Origin of the sequence: Citrobacter amalonaticus, from assembly GCF_002918555.1 — a bacterium.
GTDB classification, from domain to species: Bacteria; Pseudomonadota; Gammaproteobacteria; order Enterobacterales; family Enterobacteriaceae; genus Citrobacter_C; species Citrobacter_C amalonaticus_A.
In genome coordinates this window covers 485,391-505,635 of record NZ_PQMB01000002.1, presented here as the reverse complement: position 1 = coordinate 505,635, position 20,245 = coordinate 485,391, and the positions used below count along the sequence as shown (strand labels likewise).

The window sequence follows — 20,245 nt, the reverse complement described above, 5'->3', positions numbered from 1 at the left end:
TGTTATGGCTATTTACATCAAATCCTTACCACCACCCGCACCCAAACTGCCTGATATCGACGTCACTCAGCTGGCCGGTCGCTTTGGCGGCTTCCCCGCTGGCGAAATGGAAACCATTGATGACTTTGGTACCGCCCCCGTTGGTCCTGGTGTGGTTCGTGCGGGAGGAGAGCCAGACTATCCAAAAAGAACAAAGGGAATCCCGGAAGGTGCGCGCCCTTATGGCACAGTCCTGACTATCTCATCCGCAGGAACCGGAGCGGACGGTAAGCGCCGTATTACAAAACCACTCTCTGATAATGAATTCGTTTATCAGCTGTATTTTGATAATGGGCTGACATTATTCACCCGCACGGGATTTGGTAATGACGGCTTTTCAGCCAGGGAAATGAAAACCCCGATGAAGAGGTAAGCAGTAAAATGGCAATAACAATTAACGAGGGAATCCTGGGTAAGGCCCCCGCACCTGAATTTAACTTTGCGATGCTCAGTGGTGTATTTGGCAGTATGCCAGCCGGGGAAATGGGCATTTGTCCTGATGCCAATACGGCCCTGATAGGCTGGGAGAAAGTCACGCCAGCGACTAAAAATCACCCAAGCCCGGAAGCACAATACGGCGTTATCTGGAGCATAGACACAATGGGGTGTGGCAATAGTGGTAAACGCCGCATCCCTGTGAATACCATCCTGCAGGAATGGGTATATCAACTTGCGCTGATGAACGATAACTCAGTCATGATGCGCCAGCGAATCAATAAAGGTGCGTGGGGTGTATGGTTAAGGTGGCTGTAATGAGCAGATTCACCACTCCCGCCATACTGGAAATGCTGGGACACTACAACTGGCGCGTATACGAGCCGTTCGCGTTTTACCTCAGTGACGACAACAGCGACGTGATAGAAGTCCCGGCAGGCTTTATTACCGACCTTGCGACAATACCGCGCATCTTCTGGATACTGCTACCGCCAGACGGTAAATACGCCAAAGCCGCGATAATCCATGATTATCTCTACGACAACGCATTGCGCACCAAGAAAGAGACCGACAAAATTTTCCTCGACGGGATGACGGTGCTGGGCGTGCCGAAATGGAAACGCACGATCATTTATTGGGCTGTAAGACTGTTTGGGAGGGGAACTACGGGAAGAGTATTAAGATAGCGTGAGGTGTGGTGCCTGGCATTGCCCGTCCCTTTCCAGAGGAAAATTGTTTAGCGACAATCGGTAGTAGAAAGGTCTATAGCCTTGGGATACAATTCTATAGGAGCGTGTGTTTTATATAATTTAAATTCAGCGCCTTGCCCCGCCTGCGTAACATTAAGTACAACAACACCACCAGCCAAACGAAGGGATTCACCACCCTCAATTGTTACTTGAGATAAAGAAAAACCTAAAGGTGAATATTTATCCACTACGCAAGACATATACTGTTTCACTGTTTTGTTTGTATACCCAATAATATCTGGATGCGTGGCGTTTAAGGCACTTTGGCAACCAGATAAACAGATTATCAAAAGTAGTGATTTTTTCATGCATTACTATCCTATATGTTTTTTCACATTCAGATTACTAGCCACCTGATGGTGGTCTGTTATGCGTACAACAAGAACGCGTTTCTTTTTCTCGTTTGCAGACAGTGAATGTCAACAAAAGTAGGTTGCTGGTTGGTGTTGCGGGATGGTGTTGGGTTACTCATCACTTTTCAGGACATAAACATTATCACAAAACCAAAGCCCACGGCGTCAAAACCGTGGGCTTTTTTGATCTATGCAACTGGAGTCTTCATGCCTGCTATTGATATTGTTTCCATGAGTGGTGAAATGCCGCGTGTGTTACCCTATATGTTGCCTAATGGTTTTGCCTCGCTGGCGCAGAACTGCCATTTCCGGTTTGGCGTGATTACGCCAGTGAATGATGATGTGGAAAGTAACGTCACATTTGGCACTAAACCGGAAACGATTTTTTTGTATCGCAAGGATAAGTGGTTTACCTGGCGGGGTATGGTCGATGTGGTAAGAAGCCCTGTTGCACAGGACCCTTACGGACGAGTGTATTATTCCGACGGTCAGTATCCGAAGGTGACCAGTGCGCAGATAGCGACAGCAGGCAACGGACCTTATCCTACAATCAGCTATCGTCTTGGGGTTCCGGCGCCGGAAAGTGCGATTACATGTACGGTGTTCAACCCTGCCGTTATTTCAGTCTCTCATGACACATCACCAACTCCGGATGAAGCTGCCGGAGTGATAGCGAAAGCGATGATTAATGAATCGCCACGGATAATCCAGACACTTCCGAGCCGTTGATAATATTGTTTTTCATATTCCGTCGGTGGCATCTGATCACTCGAACCATGCCGACGCTTACTGTTATAAAACATTTCGATGTAATCAAAAATATCGCTGCGTGCTTCTTCCCGTGTTCCGTAGATCTTTTTCTTTATCCGTTCACGCTTCAGTAGCTGGAAAAAGCTTTCTGCAACTGCGTTGTCGTGACAGTTACCACGACGGCTCATACTGCCCTCCAGACCGTGTGATTTCAGGAACGACTGCCACTCATGGCTTGTGTACTGACTACCTTGGTCAGAATGAACCAGCACCTGTTTTTGGGGATTACGTCGCCACACGGCCATCAAAAGCGCATTCAGAACAATATCTTTTGTCATCCGGGGTTGCATTGACCAGCCGATAACTTTGCGCGAGAACAGGTCAACAACTACGGCCAGATACAGCCAGCCTTCGTGGGTTCGGATGTAAGTTATGTCCGTTACCCAACGTTCATCCGGAGCTTCCGGGTTGAACTGTCGCTGGAGCCTGTTGGGTGTCACGATACTGACTTCACCGTTACGCGTTCGTGGGCTTCGATATGCCACCCGACAACATGACCGGCCTTTGCATGATGGCAAACGGTATTGCTGCCGGATTTGCCGGAAACGAAGTGATGTTTTCTGAGGCGTTTTTGCCTTATGCGTGGCCGGACAGTTACCGTCAGACTACTGCGGAAGATGTTGTAGCTATTGCTCCCATTGGTACAGCGCTGGTTGTTGCCACAAAAGGTGAACCTTACCTGTTCAGCGGTGTGTCACCTGCAAATATTCAGGTGCGAAACTGCCGTTAACTCAGGAGTATGTCAGTCGGCAAAGCATGGTTGTGATGGATGGTTTTGTGCTTTATGCGGGAACGAACGGGCTGGTTTCGGTGGATGGTTCGGGGAATGCCGTTATAGCTACGGAAAAAATTATCTCTCCGGAACAGTGGCGCGAGATGTTTAACCCATCGTCCATTAACGCGTACCAGTATCGCGGTGAATATGTGGCCCGTTATACGAAAACGGATGGTGGTCAGGCTGTATTCATTTTTAACCCGCAGGATATGGATATCCGCCATATGAGTACAACGTTCGATACCGCATATAACGATGTGGCAACCGACACATTGTACCTGGTAAAAGGGCGGGAGTTGTCTGTATCACAGGGCGCAACGACACCATTGCCTTTTGTCTGGCGCTCAAAAATGTTTATTGCTCAGGAAAGTACCAGTTTCTCATGTCTGAGAATAAAAGCACCATACCCTGAGCGGATTGGGATTTCTGTGTTTGCCGACGGGCGGCCGGTGATCAGATTACCGCCTGGGGGATTGTCAGGTTCAGTGCTTAAATTGCCGCCAGTGACAGGACATGAATGGTATCTCGAAGTGGCTGGTTTCGGGCAGGTTGAGCGAATCACCCTCAGTACATCGATGGCGGAGATGCCGGCATGAGTAAAAAACCGTGGCGTGCAGGAAAGGACCTGGCTTCTGTTGTCGAAAATATGGAGATTGGGACCGGCCAGCGCGGTGACGGAAAAGATGCGTTTGTCACACAGCGCCAGCTTGCAGAACTGAAACTGGCGAAAATGAGGGCTGGCAGTGGAGGTATCAGACTTACCCCCGGTCTGGGGCAGGGGGGTTCCCTGAGATACCGCCGCCTGAACGCCCCACAAGGCCAGAAGGTTTTCTGGTTACGGGCGGCTTTGGCTATGTTCTACTTGAATGGGTGATGCCGAAATATAACGGTCATTCCCTGGCGGAAGTCTGGCGGGGTACGGAAGATAACCTTTCTGACGCTGTTCTCGTAGGGACAACACCGGGGCAGGTTTACAGCGATCCGGTTGATCCGGGCTGGAAAGGATTTTACTGGATACGGTTTGTTAACTCAGCAGGCGTGTCTGGTCCGTATAACTCACCTGATGGCACTCCGGCAGAAACGCAAATGGATGTACAGGCCGTGATTGACCAGATACACGATGAGGCTGCTAAATCCCCGATAGTACAGGAACTAAAGAGCGAGATTAAAACATCGTCTGATGAGGCGAAAAAGGGCGCAATTGAGCAGGCAGTACTCCAGACTACCGAAGTCGTTGGTGGACTCAAAACCGATACCTTTAATGCGTTAAACAGTGTGAACAAGCGTGTTACTGGCATTGACAATGACGGAGGCAAAGCGTTTCAGACGATGTGGGCGCAGAAAGCCAGTGCCGCAGGAATAACGGCAGGTATTGGTATCGTTGCCGGGAAAGACGCAGCAGGTAACCCGATTAGTCAGGTGGCGATAGCGGCATCGCAACTGTTTGTTTTTGACCCGAACAATCCTGGTAACACGGCGTATCCGTTTGCAGTGTCTGGCGGTAAAGTGGTGATCCAGAAAGCGGTTATTTATGACGCAGTGGTTCAGACTCTCGCTGCACAGCGAATTGTGGCTGATGAAGTTATCCGCAAGGGGCCGTATTACTCCCGCTCCAGAAGCGCCCTTTCGCCGGAAGAAACACTTTCCGCGCGATTCGTTCGATCCATGCAGGATAAGTTCCAGGTACTGAAAGCGGTTCAGGACAATAACCGTTATATTGTCCAGTTGGGCGGGGACATTGGTACAGCATAGGGGTTTACGGTACGTGGTGGCAAAATAATGAGGAGAAGACGGGCGCTTACGTAGACAGTTGGCTGTTATCTAACTGGTTTGATAACACCGTCAGCGGTGAAAATCTGGCACAGGAAGACTACACGTCAAAAGGCATCACTGCCTCTGTTTAATCCGGTTATACCTGGAAAATTGGCGAGAAAAATGAGCGCGAAAGCTATTATTTTCAGACGGTTGGACAGTTAATCTGGATGAGAGTTAAAGCGAATACTCATCGTGAAGCTAATGGGACGCGAGTGACCCGCGAAGGGAACGGTAACATTATCAACGGGTTTCAGTTAACTGTGACGTATAAACCCCTGTTAGTGACCTGACCCCCTTTCTTTTGGCTCTTCAGAATATCCACACCGAACCTTGTGCTAAAAATTGACAGGTTCTGTTCACTCATTTCCAGCTACAGGCCGCGCAACAGGCGAGGGAGTGGTGCTAAAAATAATGGATATGCTCGACTTTTTAGTTCAGCAGTAAATTTCAGCTCTGATTTTAGAAAAAAATAACTATATAAGCGTAATATGTATTGAATGTGTTCAGAAAATTAATAAATGCCACATTCAACGGTTTTTATCGTGATTATTCTCATGGTAATTAAATTAACAAAAAAATATAAAAATAGGAGCAAGTCAAACCCAATGTCCCTTTTTTGCTATTTGATAATGTCTGAAAGTTTAATGTTCATAGTGATATTTACTTTTTGTTACATGTGTTTTGTGTATTAATCTCCACAAATAAATTAATGGTATTTAGCAGTGTGAAATAGCATAGCACGTGGATATAATTACATTAGAGGAACTGATAATGAAAAAGATGACAGTGGCGCTTTCAGCGATTACTACAGCTATAATTATGGCTGGTTCAGCCCATGCCGCGGAAGTTTATAACAAAGATGGTAATAAACTTGATCTGTATGGGAAAGTGGTTGGTTTACATTATTTCTCCGATAATTCCGGCAATGATGGAGATAAAAGCTATGTTCGCATGGGTTTCAAAGGTGAAACTCAAATCAACGATCAGCTGGTAGGGTTTGGCCAGTTTGAGTATGAATTTAAAGGCAATCGCGTTGAATCAACTGGCGGTTCAAACAGTAATAAAACGCGCCTGGCATTCGCTGGTCTTAAATTTGGTGAGTACGGCTCATTCGACTATGGTCGTAACTACGGTGTTCTTTATGACGTCGGTTCTTATACTGATGTACTGCCGGAGTTTGGTGGCGATAGCTATACCACAACCGACAACTTTATGACTGGTCGCACCACTGGTGTCGCAACATACCGCAATACGGACTTCTTTGGTCTTGTCGAGGGCTGGGACTTCGCTGTTCAGTATCAAGGACAGAATGGTAATGGCAGCGAATCAAATAATGGACGTAGTAATCTGAAAGAGCAGAACGGAGATGGATGGGGCGTTTCAACCTCCTATGATTTCGGCATGGGGGTGAGTGTCGCCGCAGCGTTTGCCTCTTCTGACCGTACAGATGACCAGGAGTTTAATTCTTCAGCAACAGGTGAAAAAGCTGAGGCCTGGACGTTTGGGGCAAAATACGATGCCAATAATGTCTACGTTGCTGCAACATACGCTCAAACCTATAATATGACGCCTTATGGCAACGATTGCAGTTTCTGCGTTGCTAACAAAACGAATAACTTCGAAGTTACAGCACAATACCAGTTTGATTTTGGCTTGCGTCCGGAAATCTCATACCTGCTGTCAAAAGGTAAAGACCTCGATATCATGACGAATCACGGCAAAGTTTATGATAACCAGGATCTGGTTGAGTATATTTCCATTGGTGCTAAATATTACTTCAACAAAAACATGGCCACCTATGTCGATTACAAAATTAACCTGCTTGACGATAAAGATGCTTTTTATACAGCCGCAGGGATCAACACCGACGATGTGGTTGCTGTAGGCCTGGTCTATCAATTCTAATCAGACTACAACCTCCTTTACTCACAAGGACGCGCAAGCGTCCTTTTTTGTTATTTTAAGCCAGTATCCGGATACTATAGGGTTTGCTAATGAGATACGAAAGGATGGCATAAGGAGGATATAAAATTTATTGCGCTATTGGTAAAAAAAGGGGCTGTAGCAGCCCCAAAATTCCTATGAGTCAGTGAGGAATAAATCCTGTAAAAACAGCATATTTATGACATGTATAAGTAAACGCTATTTTGATTAAAATCAATGAGTCATATTATAACTGTACTGGCAGGATGAGTAAGACTTTGTCCTACTAAATTACGAATCATTTATTTTTAGCTGTTCTTCTTTTTTTTATATCCTCATAAATTCTTCTTACATCGTTTGCATACCTGGATCTTTTCAGCTCCTGCTCAGGTGTATTCAGAAAACCGGCGTTGTAAGCACCCACAGCCCGCCAGCTGTAACCCCAGCGTCTGAAAGCAAGGGCAAGGTAATATGCGCCGGTATATATATTCAGGCAGCGGTCGCGATACAGTCTACCTGGCGTGATACCAAAACGGCGGAGATGCTGAAAGTTCTGTGAATGGATTTGCATCGTACCAATGGCATATTTCTCTGGAGAGACGAAATTGATTGCAGATTGCCGGAACGATGACTCTTTAAAAGCAATCGCGCGCAGCAGGTCTGGATGGATTTTGTAACGATAACCTGCCCGGTCGAAACAATCTGCGCTGTGTGAACAGACAGCAAAGAGCAGCAGGCTGAATAAAGCCATTTTTTTCATCCCTGGCATCTCCTGAAAAAAAATAATAATAGTGTGAATTTCACATTAAAAACAATTTGAATTCGTCTGAATCCTGCAGCTTCAGGCGTGCTCAAGGACTACACCCTCAGACAAGATTGGTAACTCTTTCAGTACACGGTGTGATGCGAATCCAGGTTAACTTAAGAGTCATCATATTAAAGATGAAACGGTCAAAATCTATAGAGAGGCCTTTGAGGATGTAAAAGCAAATGGAACAGAGGTGTCATACCGTGAAGAGTCATTCTTGAGCTGAAAATGTCAAAAATTAAGCAACACGTCATGGTGATGAGTTTGAATGTGTCCGATTTTTTATTTTCTGAAAAAAATGAGAAAACGGAAAAAACGCATTAACAATTACTAATTGCAACATAAAAGCATCTCATTTTCTGAAAACAAAATATTTGCACCATAAAAAAATATCTCTGTAGATTACTGTTAGTAAAGCATTTTATGATTTGTATGCTATTACGTACAAATAGTGATAGCTCATAATAAATCTTTAAAAAACATAGTTATTATAAATTAACTGTAAATAAGGTAGCGTACTAACATTGGCAATTGAAATCATCAGTTTTTTTTACCATTAAATACAATGTATAATTTAAAGAATCGTAACGATTAATTTTATTCATTGTTGTTGGAAATTTTCAGGACATAAGATTGTTTCAAGAAGGCGCACAAAGTGAGGTGCTATCCTTAATAAGGAAATATCTGAGAGCATGTATGCAAAAACGAAGGCGTCTGACTGGTGCATTGATCTATTCACCGAACTGGACTCATCGGGTCGCACTTGAATACTTAGTTTACGATAAAAGGGAACAGACAACACAGATTATCAAGAGCAGCGATACTTTAACAACGATTTTACAAGAAAATGAGAGTTACACACCCATTTTGTGTGTACTTGATATGCTGCCAAGAAATTCTGTGTCTGCTATTTTGTCGTTACGCAAAATGTATCCAGAAATAGCAATAGTTTTTGTCGGAAACTATTTTTTATACTCTGATAGAATGGTTGCTGAGTACTTTGGTGGGATATATCTGAAAGAGTATGATGCGATTTTGGCAGGCTATCCTGATATCAGTATGAATGAGCATATTATTTCAACACTGTTCTCAGGTGCATATCCGCCAATCCGTAATATTAATAAAGATATATCTGTAGAGAGCGTACTTGCCTCCCTGGAATGCTGGATTAAGGACCGATTGACTGGAGTAATGCCTTCCCCGCGCGTCAGGGAGATTGTTTTGAAATGGTTGGTGAAAGGCGCATCGCCAGCTGAGGTCGCGAGGATACTGGGGCGAAGCGACAAGGTTATGTATCACTACCGATGGTTAATGATTCGTGCACTCGGCATCCGTAAAGGAGGAAGAGAATTTATTGCATCACTTTCGGTAGCGGCAGGTCCGACTGGCCCGGGCGGTAGCGTGGAGCAAAGCAAATGAAAGCGCAGCGTACGAATAAACATTAATAGTTGCTGAAAAAAACTCAGGCCAGTTACGAGGTATATGAATATGACAGGAGAATGGTTACCTATTGCACACGATACGACAGGAAAAGAAATTTCAGGTGCATTAATTCCTGGTCAGGTTGATATTCGCTACTTCCGATTGCTGGTTAATGTTTGTGTACTGCACAGTCCATGTATACAGAGGGCACTGGAGGATGTGCTGGTTTATGGAAAAACGCGGAAAGAGGCCTGTCTGGATAATGGGGTGAGCCAAAGCTATTTTTCAGTTAAGTATCGCCATATGCAATGTGTCAGCCAGACCGTAATGAGAATATGTAATTTAATTAATCACAACCAGCAGGAAATGATTAATCACAACCAACAGGAAATGGTTGACAGTAAATTCCTCTAAGGAATTGCAAAAAGTACCAGAAAGGAAAGGAACCCAAATAATTGGTACAATATGTAGCAGGCGCAAGAGTGACAAGTTCTTGCAGGAATAAAATTTCTTTCAAAGGAAGAAAATATGTTTAATAATACCTTAATTAAGGCGTATTGTGGTGCTGAAGTTTACATTAAAGGCTCCTTAAAACAATTCTTTAAAAAAGAAGATGGTGTGACAGCTGTTGAATATGCAATTGTTGTGGCAGGGGTTGCTGCGGTTGTCCTGATCATCTTTGGAAGTAAAGGGCCAGTCTGGGATATGTTAAATTCAACATTTACTACTCTGAAGACAAGTGTTACTGGTATGATCGGAGGCGGCACTCCTACACCATAATTACTTAAAAGTTCTAAATTAAAAAACTGAGAATGCCTGACTAAACTTTCTATTTATTAGAAAGGTTTTTAAATTATTTATGCGTTAAGGGATTGAAATGAAGCGAAAACTCGTCATTGTCTATATTTTGATGATTTTAGTCGGTATTGTCGGAATTTTTATTTTCAGTAAAAACGAGCCGGACAAGGATGTTCAGCCGTTAGTACAAACAAAGCAAGACGAACCGTCCATAGAAATACAAAGTGTAGTATTGATGAAAGACTTAGCCCGAGGGACAATTCTTACTGCTGATGATTATCGCATCAATACCATCAAGAAAAAAGAAAGTGAAGTCACTACGGCGGAGCGAAAAGCAATCAAAGGATTGGAAAATATTGTCGGCTGGGCACTTAAATCCGATCTCAGTAAAGATTCGATGGTAACGCTTAATAATGTTGCTAAACCAGGTACGAACGAATACTTTGAACTTTTCCTGCTACCAGGAAACGTCGTCTATACATTTACATTACAGAGTAATGAAAATTATCTGCTGGACAATGTTAAGACCGGAACAGGTGTAGATATCTATCTGATATATGGGCGCGAAGTCGGGCGCGATATGAAAGAAAACATCGTTTCACCACCAACGTCGGTAACCGGCCGTAGTCTGAAGAAGGTCATTGCCAATAAACGTGTGCTCGCAATAAATAAAGCAAAGCAAAAAGAAAAAGATGGCATTTATACGATCGCAGAAGGCAGCCAGATTATTGTTGAGTTAAATAATGATGATGTAAAAATCCTCAGAGGGTTAGAAACGGGCACGAAATTGGCACTTTTCCCTGCTACTGATAAAGATCAGCACGAGCTTACTTTAGATGGCTTACTACAGCTACCAGAAAGTAATTGGGTTGATGATGCTCCTTACTTACCAGAAGGCAATTATCCTGCTCCAGGATTGAATGATAGCCCTGTCAAGGACGGCGTAACAGAATTGCGTGGATAACTATTGCGTTTATATGAAGGTTCTGAAAATGAAGAAGGATAATCTAATGCGTCAGGGCACCTTTTTGTGGCAAGTGTGTTTTTTGCTCTCGGCTCTTTTCATCAGTACGGCCAGTTTTGCAGAGCAAATTTATATAAAACCTGGTATGTCAAAACAGATTAAGACCAGTGAACCTATCAAAACGGTGTTTATTTCGTCACCTGAAATTGCAGATTATAAGGTGATCAGCAACAAAGCAGTTGTATTGTATGGTAAAAAAAGTGGTACAGCTGAGATATCGATTTATGGTGCTAACTCAAAGGTCATTTACAATGTCAGCTTAGGTGTTGATCCGCTGTTACCTGAACTATCTCACCGCATCAAACAAGAATATCCGGGAAGTAATGTAGTTATAAAACGGTTTAACGACAATGGCGGGAAAGCGTCTTATATATTGTCCGGTACTGTACAGAGTGAAGAAATTAAAGATGGTGTCTACCAGTTGGTTGGGAGTCTGGTTGGAATATCCGGTGAGGATAAAACGGTTGAAGCCGATGACAGCAGCTCTGGTAGCGGTGGCAGTAATATGATGGTCAAAAGCGACAAAATTCCTTTTGTTAGCTATAAGACCTATGACAACATTATTAACCGTATTGAACTCCCGTCATCAAATCAGGTAAATGTAAAATTAACCGTTGTTGAAGTAACAAAAGAGTTTACAGATAATCTTGGGATTGAATGGAGTAGCTTGACTCTCGACAGTATGATGGGAGGTGGTACCAGTGTTAACGCGGCGGGCACCTTTAACTTATTAGGCTTTAAAAATGGCTTTGATGCCAGGAACATCAGTACCCTTATCAACGCTGTCCATAATGACAAAATTGCAAGGGTATTAGCACAACCTAACCTGACAGTGTTATCGGGTGAGTCTGCCAACTTCCTGGTCGGAGGCGAAATTCCTATCCTGATGCAGGATCGTGACGCCACAACAGTGACCTATAAAGAGTATGGCATTCGTTTGAATATTGCGGCAAAAGTAGAGAGAAGAAATAAAATAAAACTCTTTATTTCGAATGAGGTAAGTAGTGTAACCGGTACTTATGCTTACAATACTTATCAAATTCCAACCCTGAGAACACGCAAGTCGAACTCTACAATTGAATTAGGGGATGGTGACAGCTTTGCAATCGGTGGTCTGTTAAACGAGTCTGACCTTGAAACGTTGACGAAGGTTCCTTTTATTGGCGATATTCCTATATTAGGAGCGTTGGGACGTCGTGCAGGAAGTGAACGTAGCAAGACCGAACTGGTTGTTTTTGCGACTGTTAATCTGGTGAAGCCTATTTCATCAGGAGAAAAAATTGCTTTACCTAAATTTAATAAAACATCCTCAACAAAATTATTTTTTAATGTCGATGTTGATGAAAAAACACGCGGTAACCGTTTGAATAATGATACTGCAGAATTTCTTGACCAGGTTGGCTTTGCTAAATAGGAGGAAGACGATATGAGATTATTTAGCACACCAACTGAATCAGAAGCCAAAGAGGATAACAGTCGCGTCGTACTCGACAGAAGTAAAGTTGTTCTCATTTCGCGTAACAAGAAAATTCAGGTAGATGTTAAAAATGTACTAATGATGCACAATATAAGCAACATTGTGCAGAGAGAGTCTGCGGTCAACGAGTATCTTGACGATCAGGATACTAAAGATGCCGGCTGGATGATCTTAGATATTGAAGATGAAAGCGATATTAATACAATTAATGAAATTACATCGCTTATTGTCCCTTATGATGTGTACTATGTTCTGATTGGCAATACTGATTCTATTGCCTTTGCTAAATCGCTGGAAAAGAGTGGTGGCAGATATCTATATATCAGTACACAACTAAATGAGTTGCCTAATGTTATTTTGAAATCACAAATTCAGATAACGGATAAGTCAACATTGCGCATCAGCGTTCTTGGATGTAAAGGTGGTTGCGGGACGACTACCGTAAGTCATGAAATTTTAACGACATTAAATAATTTTACTACCGCCCCTTGTCTGCTGGTACAGGGTGCTACGGGAAGTAAGGATTTTGATTTAATATCGGGTAATGAAGTTGATGCCTCTGATAGTAAAGTTCAAAAAATAGCGGATAACCGCTCGATAAAAATGGAGCCTATAAGCGAAGTTTTTAATTATACTGACCCTGTATTTAATCATTTTAATATAGCTTTGTTTGAACATAATGCTTGTGCTATTTCAACTGAAAATCTTGAGTTGATTTTTAAAAATTCAAATACACTTGTGTTGATTTTAGGAAGAAACTTTTCTTCGTTCAGAACCGCGAAACGTGTTCTTGATGAGTATGCCAGATTTGAAAGACAAAAAAATGACGCAATTAAGCGAAAAATTATAATCTGCATTAATGAATATAATGCTGCAGATAACAAGCAAAAATTTTCTGATGAGGATATCTCTGAATATCTGGGGCAAGAAATTAGTGCAATTCTACCTCACTTTCAAAACAGAAAAGAGAATGATAGCTTCTCGCAGCATGCTCACCAGCTTTCGGCTGCAATATTAGGAAGAGAAAAAGCAGTTTTGCCACAAAGTAAAAAATCTTTAGATTTATCCAGGCTGTTAAATCTATTCAGTAAAAAATAGAGGTTGTAGAAAATAAATGGGACCTAATGAGCTATCATCGTTAAGAATCTTCAGGGAAAATATCCTTAAGAAATTGGACCTGGATCGTGTCGATGCAATAAAGGATGATAGAACAGCGCTGGAAACGGAGATAAGTGATGTTTTACAACGCGTGTCTGCCGAGATAGGTCAATATTTATCAACTCAACTTCGTCTGGATCTTGTTAAACTTGTTTCTGACGAAATATCAGGTTATGGGCCATTACGCGATTTAATGGAGGATGACACAATTAGTGATATTCTCGTTAACGGACCTGAACAGATTTTTGTTGAACGCGCCGGACGTCTGGAAAAGGTAGATACTTTTTTTCTTAGTAACCAGCAGTTGACTGAGATCGCCAGACGCCTTGTTTCAAAGGTGGGACGCAGGGTTGATGATTCGCAGCCATTGGTTGACGCACGTTTACCAGACGGTAGCCGCTTAAACGTCGTTATTGCCCCTATTACTCTGGATGGAACGTCGATATCTATCCGTAAATTCGGCAAGGGTAAGAAGACGTTAGGTGATTTGATCAACTATGGAAGTATGGATGAAATGATGGCCAACTTCCTGGTTATTGCCGCCAGTTGTAAAGTTAACATTATTATATCGGGTGGTACTGGTTCAGGTAAAACAACGTTGCTTAATGCATTGTCGCAATATATTGGTGAAACTGAACGAATTATAACCCTGGAAGATGCTGCTGAACTGCGTCTGATTAAACCACATGTTGTGCGAATGGAAACGCGTATGGCCGGTGCGGAGCAGCAGGGAATGATCCCTATGCGATCTCTCGTTATAAACTCGCTTCGTATGCGTCCTGACCGAATCATTGTAGGGGAGTGTCGTGGTGAAGAGGCATTTGAAATGCTTCAGGCGATGAACACCGGCCATGATGGATCCATGTCAACCTTACACGCCAACTCACCAAGAGATGCCATTGCGCGTCTGGAAAGTATGGTAATGATGGCGAGCGCATCATTACCATTAATGGCAATCAGACGGAATATTTCATCTGCGATACATCTTATTATTCAGGTATCCCGTATGCCGGATGGTTCCAGAAAAGTAATGAATATTTCTGAGGTAATGGGTATGGAGGGGGAAAATATTATCATCCAGGACATTTTCACCTTCGAGGCATCGTCACAGCGAGACATGCAAGGAAGAATTCAGGGGCTGTATAAATTTAATGGCCTCCTGAAACGGTCTGTTGTTTACCGTCAGGGGGTAATTTACGGTATGACGGATGCCTTAAACGAATTGTTTGGGAGCCAGATCCAATGACACTTTTTTTTATTTTGCTTGTTATATTAGGCGTTGTAAATTTTATCGCCGTACTCATTTATTACAAGAAAGTTAAAAAACTTGATGGTGGAGAACAGCGTTTTCGCGTTGCGACCAAAAAGAAAAATTGGAGTGGTCAGGTTCTTGAAAAAATAAAAGAAGCTGTGACAGGTGATGTGAGAAGCATTAAGTCAACATATCGTAATATGAAACCAAAAGAGGTTGCGCTATTTTTTGGACTATTTCTCGCTGGCGTTTACTTAAATATTGCATTCCTTAAGTTTAATATAATTATAGCATCTGTTGTCTTACTTATAGTGCTGTCATATCTACATTTCAGGATTAGTAAGAAAAAACAAAGAGCACTCTTTGAAATAGAGTTTTCTGAGGCACTCAATATAATTAATAGTTCCATAAGTTCTGGTAATTCAATTGTCGTAGGCATTACCCATTGTGGCAATAAATTAAATGGTGAGGTTGTCGGGCCAGAACTCAAAATTGTATCGAGAAGGTTAAGTATTGGTGAAGATGTGTATGCTGTTTTAATGGATTCTTATGAGCGTTTGCCATACCGGGAATACTATTTTTTTATCCTCGCTGTCATTATTAATATTAATGGTGGTGGCCAGGTCAGGGAAGTCATGACACGATTGGCTAAACAAATATCAGATGCAAAGATAATCGATCGTAAAAAACTGACAATGACTTCTGAAGCGAGGATGTCAGTGAAAGTACTTGCTATGATCCCTGTCGGTTTTGTATTCGTTCTAAATATATTAAGTCCGGAAAATTTTGATATCTTAATAAATCATGACTCCGGGAGAATGATCTTATATTATGCCATTGGCAGCGTTTGTCTGGGACTTGCTATCATATGGAATATGATGAATAAAGCCGTTTGAAAACAATGGAGACATAGTTTATGTCATTATATGTCCTGTATTTTATTATAATATCTTTTATCTTCGTCATTTTTAATTTTTTGACTAAGAAAAAGAAAACCCAAAAAATTTCATCTGTATTAGAAAAACAAGGTCAAATTGTTGCAAAAGATGAAAAATTGATTTCTAACATTGAAAAAATTTATCGCAAAACAAGTAAATCGGTATCTTTTTTTGATTTTCTAGACTCTAATATGTTCTTGAAGTTTGGCATCGTTATTATATTTGCACTTCTTGTGTTTATCCTTGATGCGATGGATATACTTGAATTGGATAAACAGACCCAGGCGATAACAATCAGTGTTGCGTTAGTGTTTATGATTCTTATTCCTCCAAGGATTAAAAATTATATAATGCAAAAAAAGACTAAAAAAATAAATGCCGATCTTCCTTATGTTATAGACATTATGTCTATTTGTGTACAATCTGGAATGACGATAGAAAATGCTCTGATCTATATATCGAAGAACATTCAGTTTATTAACAGTGATATTGCAAGTCTGCTCGAAAGGACCGCAATTAAAATTGAAGTGAGTGGTATTGTGAGTGCGCTGGAGCAATTATATGAGGAAGTGTCAAGCTCAGAGGTGAGGATGTTTTGTACGACGTTACAGCAAAGCATCACTTATGGAGCGTCTATCAGCACAGTCCTCGTTGAATTGTCGAAAGAGATGCGGGAGATGCAACTTTTGTCTGTTGAAGAAAAGGTTGCCAGCTTATCCGCTAAAATGGCAGCTCCAATGATCTTATTTATAATGTTTCCGATTCTTGCAATTGTTGCAGGACCCGGATTTATCAGGATGATGGCAATATGGGGAAATTAATCGCTGTTCTTATTTCTTTGCTTTTGTTGGGATGCAGCTCGCAAAGCTCACTTGATAATAGAGAACGAGAATTTATTTTAACAAAAGTTAATAATTATAAGGGACTTATAGCGTTTTACAGAGAGCAACTTAGTAAAAATGACACGCCAGAAGTCAGATTAAAGCTATGTGAAGTCTATAATAAAATCGAAGACTATGAATCTTCACAGAATTGCCTTAAAGAACTGGTGAATACTTCGCCTACTGCTGAGTCTTTATTGTTATCAGCACAAAATAATAGCACTCTTGGTCATAATGATATCGCGTTAAAGCAAATTGACGAGGCGCTAAAAATGGACCCTAAATTGGGCGAAGCATTTAACCTCAAAGGCGTTATTCTTGCTCATTTAGGTGATTTGGACAACGCTAAAGAAAACTTTGAGAAGGCCAGAAATCTTTTTGTTGCCGAGGAGATCGTCAATAATAATCTTGCTATGATTGCAATTGTAGAAAAGGATTATAATCTTGCTCGTTCATATCTGATGCCGCTTTATTCTCGAGGTTATAATTCACCAAAGATTGTCCATAATTTAATTTTTACACTGGTGAAACTCAATGACTACAGTACGGCTGAAACATTGATCCGGCAAAACAACCTTGAAGATTCATCACAGCAGCTAATTGCTGATTTGGACAGTGTCACCACGACCGTCCCTGAACGTGCGATTTTACGTACCACTGCTCCGGTTGCCGTTGCAATCGAAGGGAGTGATGAGACCAGGAAAACAAATCCTGCCGGACTGGTTGGCGCCAGCCCTGAGATGGCGACACCCGTAAAAGAAGTGAACAACACTGTTCTTAAAGATAGTGAAATGACTTCAGATAACCAGGGTCAGGTAGAAAATATTGTGATTGGAGAACATGGTAAATTTGTCCGTCTGGTCTTTATCTCTTCTTCCTATATTAAAGGAGAAAAAATATCAGGTGGGCGAGACAACCATGTAGAATTTGTTTTGAAAAACTTTAAGAAGAATTCAAAAATAAATGATCTCACTAAAAATGTTAAAAAATACACCAAATCACTGAACAATGTTTCCATAGAAGAGCGTGGAGATGATTTATATCTGTCATTCAGTGCAAAAAGGATTGTAAAGCAGGTTAAGGCCTATACTTCACCAAAATCATCCATATCTAGTAATCGATTAGTATTAGATATTTTTTTCTAAGCCAGTTAACGGCATAGTTTAAACAAAGTAGGAGTTGTTTATGAGTAAGTTAAGTGATTCACTTGAAAATCTAATGGAACTTGATGGTGCTGTTTGCGCTGCCGTAGTTGATACGCGTAATGGAATGATTTTAGGTCATGTGGGCACAGGTATTGATATTGAAATCGCCGCTGCAGGTAATACCGATGTGTTAAAGGCTAAACTCAAAACAATCAAGCTACTTGGTTTGAATGAAACAATTGAGGATATTCTTATTACGCTGGAAAAACAATACCACATCTTACGTCCTTTACAGAAAGTGGAGTCAGTTTTCATTTATCTTGTATTAGACAGGCGTGAAAGTAACCTTGCATTAGCTCGTCGTAAGGTAATGGATGTTGAATCTTCAGTAGAATCAATTTAATACTCGCTTCGCGTACCCTATACTGAATATATAAGATATGGATGATTATAAAATTTTGTTTATAGGCCGTAGTGGTTCTGCGAAAACTACGGCTATAAATTCTGCAAGTCAAATCGATGTTGTTTCTACGGATGTTGCAATGTCATTTATGGCATCAGAGCAAAAAAAAGAGACGACGGTGGGATTAGATTATGGCGATCTGCTGATGGAATCTCCGGATGGTCAACACCGGTTGCGTATGTACGGCGTGCCAGGACAATCACGGTTCTCCTTTTCATGGGAGATTTTACAGCAAGGCTGTTCAGGTCTGGTATTAATGATAGATGCAACAGATGTGTGTGCTATTGATGATATTCATTTTTATACATCGGCTGTAAATACTGATGATAACCGAATTTCATTACCCACAGTTATAGCCATTGTAAAAGGCGATTTGCTGAGTCTCGAGTCATTGTCGAAACTGAAAGAGGCCATTCACAAAGAAAATATCATATCCCCGATACTATGGATCGATGCCAGAAGTAAGGATGCTGTTATATCTGTATTGAATGTTTTATTAAAGCAAATCAGGAGGTAGTTATGAAGAATGGACTTCCTTTTCCATTAAGATTTACAGTGAGTGATGATAAGAATATCAGCACACGCGATAAAGAACACACTGATAAGGTAACGGAGTCTGATGTTGTTCTCCAGCCTCTTGATGAGAAGCAAGAGAAAATAAGCAACAATGATAAAAGCTTTACTGATTCTGTCCTCAAAGAGCAGATTGACAAAGTATTGCTTAATTATGTTAACAAATTTCCTGATATTCAAAACCTGGTATTATCAACAGTCGATGGATTTGAAATCGCTTCTGTACTCGATCAGGGGGGAGAAGAGAGTATTCGCAAAGTTTCAGCGATGTCAAGTTCTCTGCAATCTATTGGTTCTGCGATACTGAGAGAGATTGGTGCTCCTGGTTACCAGTATTTGTATCTTAATAATGGAAAACGTTCTGTTTTTATTTATCTCATTTCCGGCAGCAAACTGGATGTTGTTCTTATGGCCGTTTCAGGGGAAATTGACTCTCTTGGGCAGGCGCTGTGGATGATGCAAAAATTAGTCGATGAAGTAAAAGAACTTATCCAATAACGGAACATTTAAGGATGTAATAATGGATACCCTATTTGCTTACAGGCTTTCAATGGAGTTAGTTGCAGCAGATATTATTTCCGAATATATTCCTTTAAGACCTGTACTCGATAATCGCAATGAATTAGTTCAGGAGCGTATTCATATCTATAATTCATTGATTTCTGATAATCTGGACTCCTGGCGTGCGATGGGCAATGCCCGGAGTTATTGTCAAAGGCAAGTTGATGAGTTAATCGAGCATGCGATTTTATTAGTCAGAGCTGATATTGCATCGAACTTTATCGGTCATTCACCCGTTCTTTGCGAACGCGATACTATGATCGCTGAATCAGTTAGCAAATATATAAAACTAATTGATTTACCGATGGTGACGCCAGTGCCTGTTGTACAGACAGAAACGATATCTTATCAGGTCGATAAACCTAAAATGTCAGTGAAAAAGAAAAATAAGCGATTTCCGCGTAAAGGTAAAAAGTAATGATATTGTCAATCATTGGTTATTGTTTGATTATATGCACAGTCCTGTATGCTATGTATACTGATATTAAAATCAGGAAGATATACAACAATATACCATTGATAATCATTGCCGTTAGTTTTTTATTAATTCTTTTTACTGATATCAATGTTTCTTATTTATCTGGCATCGTGGTTCTGGTAATTGGTTTTATTCTAAGTATGTATAATATCTGGGGAGCAGGCGATGCTAAATTTTGTTTTGCTCTGTCGCTGTCTATACCGGGAGAAAATTTGCCTGCTTTCCTTCTATTCACCTCTGTCATTGGTGGGATTATGGCTGTCCTGATGCTCATTGTCCCTCATCTGTATGGACGGTACAAAACGTTGCCCTACGGCGTAGCATTAGGTTGCGGTTATATTGTCAATTTATTAACCTTTTGAGGAGGC

General features: G+C 41.4%; 23 protein-coding genes and 4 pseudogenes. 24 read left to right on the top strand and 3 right to left on the bottom strand.

Translation table 11 applies throughout. The annotated features are described in order from the left end of the window. Positions 1-4: 4 nt before the first annotated feature. From C3432_RS07905 to C3432_RS07895, 3 genes are read left to right on the top strand one after another with little or no spacing between them, the layout of a single operon-like run. Complete coding sequence (locus C3432_RS07905) at positions 5-412, top strand: hypothetical protein (protein ID WP_103776088.1); 408 nt, start codon at positions 5-7, stop codon at positions 410-412. A gap of 8 nt (positions 413-420) precedes the next feature. After that, complete coding sequence (locus C3432_RS07900; protein ID WP_103776087.1) at positions 421-792, top strand: hypothetical protein; 372 nt, start codon at positions 421-423, stop codon at positions 790-792. Continuing rightward, entirely contained in the window at positions 792-1,160 is a 369-nt protein-coding gene (locus C3432_RS07895; RefSeq protein WP_103776086.1) for a DUF1353 domain-containing protein, read from the top strand. The genes C3432_RS07900 and C3432_RS07895 overlap by 1 nt, the downstream gene beginning before the upstream one ends. Positions 1,161-1,210: 50 nt before the next feature. On the opposite strand, the gene C3432_RS27410 is transcribed toward C3432_RS07895, so the two are convergent. Further along, entirely contained in the window at positions 1,211-1,531 is a 321-nt protein-coding gene (locus C3432_RS27410) for a hypothetical protein (protein WP_146050866.1), read from the bottom strand. 108 nt (positions 1,532-1,639) lie between these two features. Between C3432_RS27410 and C3432_RS28320 the strand changes: the two genes are divergently transcribed. Beyond that, on the top strand, positions 1,640-2,305 hold the full coding sequence (locus tag C3432_RS28320; RefSeq protein ID WP_374755462.1) for a hypothetical protein: 666 nt from the start codon (positions 1,640-1,642) through the stop codon (positions 2,303-2,305). Here C3432_RS28320 and C3432_RS07885 read toward each other — a convergent pair. After that, positions 2,287-2,865: pseudogene (locus C3432_RS07885) on the bottom strand (IS3 family transposase); the annotation flags it as partial. The gene C3432_RS28320 and the pseudogene C3432_RS07885 sit on opposite strands and share 19 nt — an antisense overlap. Before the next feature lie 2 nt (positions 2,866-2,867). On the opposite strand from C3432_RS07885, the pseudogene C3432_RS07880 reads away from it, so the two are divergent. From C3432_RS07880 to ompC, 5 genes and pseudogenes are all read left to right on the top strand, one after another. Further along, positions 2,868-3,757, top strand: a pseudogene (locus tag C3432_RS07880) (hypothetical protein); the annotation flags it as partial. Continuing rightward, positions 3,754-4,035 carry a hypothetical protein gene (locus tag C3432_RS28315; protein WP_374755461.1) on the top strand — a complete coding sequence of 94 codons (282 nt, stop codon included), beginning with the start codon at positions 3,754-3,756 and terminating at the stop codon, positions 4,033-4,035. The pseudogene C3432_RS07880 and the gene C3432_RS28315, both read left to right, overlap by 4 nt. A 422-nt stretch (positions 4,036-4,457) precedes the next feature. Next, positions 4,458-4,874: pseudogene (locus C3432_RS28310) on the top strand (phage tail tip fiber protein); the annotation flags it as partial. A gap of 35 nt (positions 4,875-4,909) precedes the next feature. Then, positions 4,910-5,266: pseudogene (locus C3432_RS07870) on the top strand (autotransporter outer membrane beta-barrel domain-containing protein). A 481-nt stretch (positions 5,267-5,747) separates the two neighbouring features. Beyond that, positions 5,748-6,881, top strand: coding sequence for a porin OmpC (ompC, locus tag C3432_RS07865; RefSeq protein ID WP_103776085.1), 1,134 nt, complete (start codon positions 5,748-5,750; stop codon positions 6,879-6,881). A 316-nt stretch (positions 6,882-7,197) separates the two neighbouring features. Here the strand turns inward: ompC and C3432_RS07860 are convergent, their stop codons facing one another. Further along, positions 7,198-7,659: a transglycosylase SLT domain-containing protein gene (locus C3432_RS07860; protein ID WP_103776084.1), complete on the bottom strand. Its 462-nt coding sequence runs from the start codon at positions 7,657-7,659 to the stop codon at positions 7,198-7,200. Positions 7,660-8,340: 681 nt separating this feature from the next. Between C3432_RS07860 and C3432_RS07855 the strand changes: the two genes are divergently transcribed. From C3432_RS07855 to C3432_RS07785, 15 genes are all read left to right on the top strand, one after another. Further along, the gene (locus C3432_RS07855; RefSeq protein ID WP_146050867.1) at positions 8,341-9,126 is read left to right on the top strand and encodes a hypothetical protein; all 786 of its coding nucleotides are present in this window, start codon (positions 8,341-8,343) and stop codon (positions 9,124-9,126) included. A 69-nt stretch (positions 9,127-9,195) separates the two neighbouring features. After that, the gene (locus C3432_RS07850) at positions 9,196-9,543 is read left to right on the top strand and encodes a PapB/FocB family fimbrial expression transcriptional regulator (RefSeq protein WP_103776082.1); all 348 of its coding nucleotides are present in this window, start codon (positions 9,196-9,198) and stop codon (positions 9,541-9,543) included. 114 nt (positions 9,544-9,657) lie between these two features. Next, complete coding sequence (locus C3432_RS07845; RefSeq protein WP_103776081.1) at positions 9,658-9,909, top strand: Flp family type IVb pilin; 252 nt, start codon at positions 9,658-9,660, stop codon at positions 9,907-9,909. A 97-nt stretch (positions 9,910-10,006) separates the two neighbouring features. Continuing rightward, positions 10,007-10,891 carry an SAF domain-containing protein gene (locus C3432_RS07840; RefSeq protein WP_103776080.1) on the top strand — a complete coding sequence of 295 codons (885 nt, stop codon included), beginning with the start codon at positions 10,007-10,009 and terminating at the stop codon, positions 10,889-10,891. A gap of 28 nt (positions 10,892-10,919) precedes the next feature. Then, positions 10,920-12,365, top strand: a complete 1,446-nt coding sequence (locus tag C3432_RS07835) for a type II and III secretion system protein family protein (protein WP_258041593.1) — start codon at positions 10,920-10,922, stop codon at positions 12,363-12,365. Between the two features lie 12 nt (positions 12,366-12,377). Beyond that, positions 12,378-13,526 carry a hypothetical protein gene (locus tag C3432_RS07830; RefSeq protein ID WP_103776078.1) on the top strand — a complete coding sequence of 383 codons (1,149 nt, stop codon included), beginning with the start codon at positions 12,378-12,380 and terminating at the stop codon, positions 13,524-13,526. A 16-nt stretch (positions 13,527-13,542) separates the two neighbouring features. After that, complete coding sequence (locus C3432_RS07825; RefSeq protein ID WP_103776077.1) at positions 13,543-14,832, top strand: CpaF family protein; 1,290 nt, start codon at positions 13,543-13,545, stop codon at positions 14,830-14,832. Beyond that, the gene (locus C3432_RS07820) at positions 14,829-15,734 is read left to right on the top strand and encodes a type II secretion system F family protein (protein ID WP_103776076.1); all 906 of its coding nucleotides are present in this window, start codon (positions 14,829-14,831) and stop codon (positions 15,732-15,734) included. Before C3432_RS07825 ends, C3432_RS07820 begins: the two co-directional genes overlap by 4 nt. Before the next feature lie 20 nt (positions 15,735-15,754). Next, positions 15,755-16,597: a type II secretion system F family protein gene (locus tag C3432_RS07815; RefSeq protein WP_103776075.1), complete on the top strand. Its 843-nt coding sequence runs from the start codon at positions 15,755-15,757 to the stop codon at positions 16,595-16,597. After that, positions 16,585-17,802, top strand: coding sequence for a tetratricopeptide repeat protein (locus C3432_RS07810; RefSeq protein WP_103776074.1), 1,218 nt, complete (start codon positions 16,585-16,587; stop codon positions 17,800-17,802). Before C3432_RS07815 ends, C3432_RS07810 begins: the two co-directional genes overlap by 13 nt. A gap of 40 nt (positions 17,803-17,842) precedes the next feature. Further along, positions 17,843-18,205 carry a hypothetical protein gene (locus C3432_RS07805; protein ID WP_103776073.1) on the top strand — a complete coding sequence of 121 codons (363 nt, stop codon included), beginning with the start codon at positions 17,843-17,845 and terminating at the stop codon, positions 18,203-18,205. A gap of 37 nt (positions 18,206-18,242) precedes the next feature. Further along, positions 18,243-18,782: a GTP-binding protein gene (locus C3432_RS07800; protein ID WP_103776072.1), complete on the top strand. Its 540-nt coding sequence runs from the start codon at positions 18,243-18,245 to the stop codon at positions 18,780-18,782. A gap of 2 nt (positions 18,783-18,784) precedes the next feature. Then, positions 18,785-19,336 (top strand): roadblock/LC7 domain-containing protein, encoded by a 552-nt coding sequence (locus C3432_RS07795; RefSeq protein WP_103776071.1) that lies wholly within the window; start codon positions 18,785-18,787, stop codon positions 19,334-19,336. A 22-nt stretch (positions 19,337-19,358) separates the two neighbouring features. After that, positions 19,359-19,817 (top strand): hypothetical protein, encoded by a 459-nt coding sequence (locus C3432_RS07790; protein ID WP_103776070.1) that lies wholly within the window; start codon positions 19,359-19,361, stop codon positions 19,815-19,817. After that, positions 19,817-20,239: an A24 family peptidase gene (locus C3432_RS07785; RefSeq protein ID WP_103776069.1), complete on the top strand. Its 423-nt coding sequence runs from the start codon at positions 19,817-19,819 to the stop codon at positions 20,237-20,239. The genes C3432_RS07790 and C3432_RS07785 overlap by 1 nt, the downstream gene beginning before the upstream one ends. Positions 20,240-20,245 lie beyond the last annotated feature (6 nt).